Here is a 2,040-nt window from a genome sequence, read left to right on the forward strand (position 1 = left end):
GATCGGCACCTTCACCCAGACCGCCAGCGGCCAACTGCTGGCCAGCCAGTCGCTGATCGGCACCGGCGGCAACTGGACCAACCACGGCCTGATCGCCAGCGACGGCACCCTAGACCTACGACTGAGTGGCGCCTACACCGGTACCGGCCAACTCACCAGCTTGGGTGACCTGAGCCTGGCGGCTGCCCGTCTCGAACTGCCTGATGCGGCGCGCATCACCACCGGAGGCCGGGGTACCTTTACCCTGGGCGGACCCCTGCTCAATCAGGGGCGCCTGACCGCCGTCGGCGACCTGCGCATCGATGCCAGCGGCATCACCAATCAGGGCACCCTGGGCGCCTCTGGCCGCACCACCCTGACCACCCCGACGCTGCTCAACGAAAACGGCCTGATCTTCAGTGGCGACGACATGGCGCTCTATGTCGATACGTTCACCAACCGCTATGCGGATGTGTATAGCCTGGGGGCGTTGCTGATCGAAGGTGATCAGGTGGGCAAGCAGTCCAGTCGTTTCGAAAACGTATCCAGTACCGTCGAGAGCGGCAGGAACCTTACTGTCAACGCCCGGGACATCATCAACCGCAAGGATGCCTTTGCCGTTTCCGAACGGCTCGTATCCGGGAGCATCACCTATGACTGCATCGATTGTAAGGGGCGTCATTTCGATCTCTATTACTTCCTCAGAGAGCAAATAGAGCGAACCGTCGTCTCCGACTCACCGGCTTCCTTGATACAGGCCGGCGGCAATCTCGAGCTTACCGGTCGCAAGATCGAAAATAGCCATAGTACCGTGTCCGCATCTGGCAATATTTTGATTGTCGGCGATGAAGTATCTAACCTCGGCTCTTCCACGGAAAGTGTGAGTCGCTATCGCCTGTACCGCAATCCGGTCGATTCCGAGCGGCGAGCTGTTTTCGAGAGTCTCATCAGAACAAATGGTGATATTTACCAATACAACCGGCATAACGCGATATACGAGCACACTTATGTCATCAGGCAGGCCCGCGAACCGGATGTCTATCTGAGGCCTGACCGCCAAGTTACTAGGACGCCAAATCGCTATTACAACCCCGGAGCTCAATACCCGGTTCCATCCATCTTCAGCACCTATAGCCTCGTCGATTCGGTCGATACCGTCACCTCGACTGGCGTTGCAGCGGGGGCGGTGATCCAGGCTGGTGGCAATGTCACCGTGCAGAGCGCGAACATCATCGAAAACGGTGTTCGTCGAAATGGCCAGAACATCGCTCCCGGTACCTCGCGAGCAGGCAATACCAACGTTGGCGGGGGCTCGACCACCGTCGTTCGCCTCAACCCGCAACTCCCTCCCGACCTCGCCCAGCAGCAAGTCAACCCCCTGGCTCTGCCTGGCTTCAGTCTGCCCACCGGGCAGAACGGCTTGTTCCGCCTGAGCGGCCAGAGCGGCAGCCAAAGCCAGGTGCGGGACGCCGCAACCAGTCAAGGCTGGACCCTTGGGCAAACCGTTCTCGGCTCGGTACCGCGCGACACGGTCGGCCCCGTTGCCCAGGGCAGCGCGATGCGCATCGACCCCTTGGGTGCAGTCGCTATTGGCGACGGGCAGTGGCAGGTCGCCGAGCGCGATGGCGCAAGCGGACTGTCCGCCCGTGGCTCGGCGGTCAGCGTGGGCCAGCTTCCTGCCGGCACTGCATCGCCGGGCCTGGCTCTCAGCGGTCATAGTGGCCATGCCGGCGTACCCCTGCAGCTCGACCCGCTCGAGCTGGGCAGCCTGCCGCTGCAACTCGCAGAGCGCGAACAGCTGGCTCTCTTGCCAGAGCCGGGGAGCAGCGTGCAGCTATATAACCCGCCGTTGGCTACCCTGGCGAGCGAATCGCTGGCCAGAGCACCAGTGGCCGCCACACCTTTCACCACGGTTGAGATCAGTGCGCCGTACACATTGGTGTTACGCGAGGCCCTCAAGACGCCAGCTCCACTGGCGGTTGCACTCAGCCAGGAGCCAGCTACTGCGGTTGGTGAGGACGCACGCTTCGTGCCCCGTGTCCAAGCCATGGCCGCTAGCGC

Annotated in this window: 1 pseudogene; it reads left to right on the plus strand. The window is 62.1% G+C overall.

The annotated features are described in order from the left end of the window. Positions 1 to 2,040: pseudogene (locus BVH03_RS26630) on the plus strand (hypothetical protein); the annotation flags it as partial.

Origin of the sequence: Pseudomonas sp. PA15(2017), from assembly GCF_001945395.1 — a bacterium.
GTDB lineage: Bacteria > Pseudomonadota > Gammaproteobacteria > Pseudomonadales > Pseudomonadaceae > Aquipseudomonas.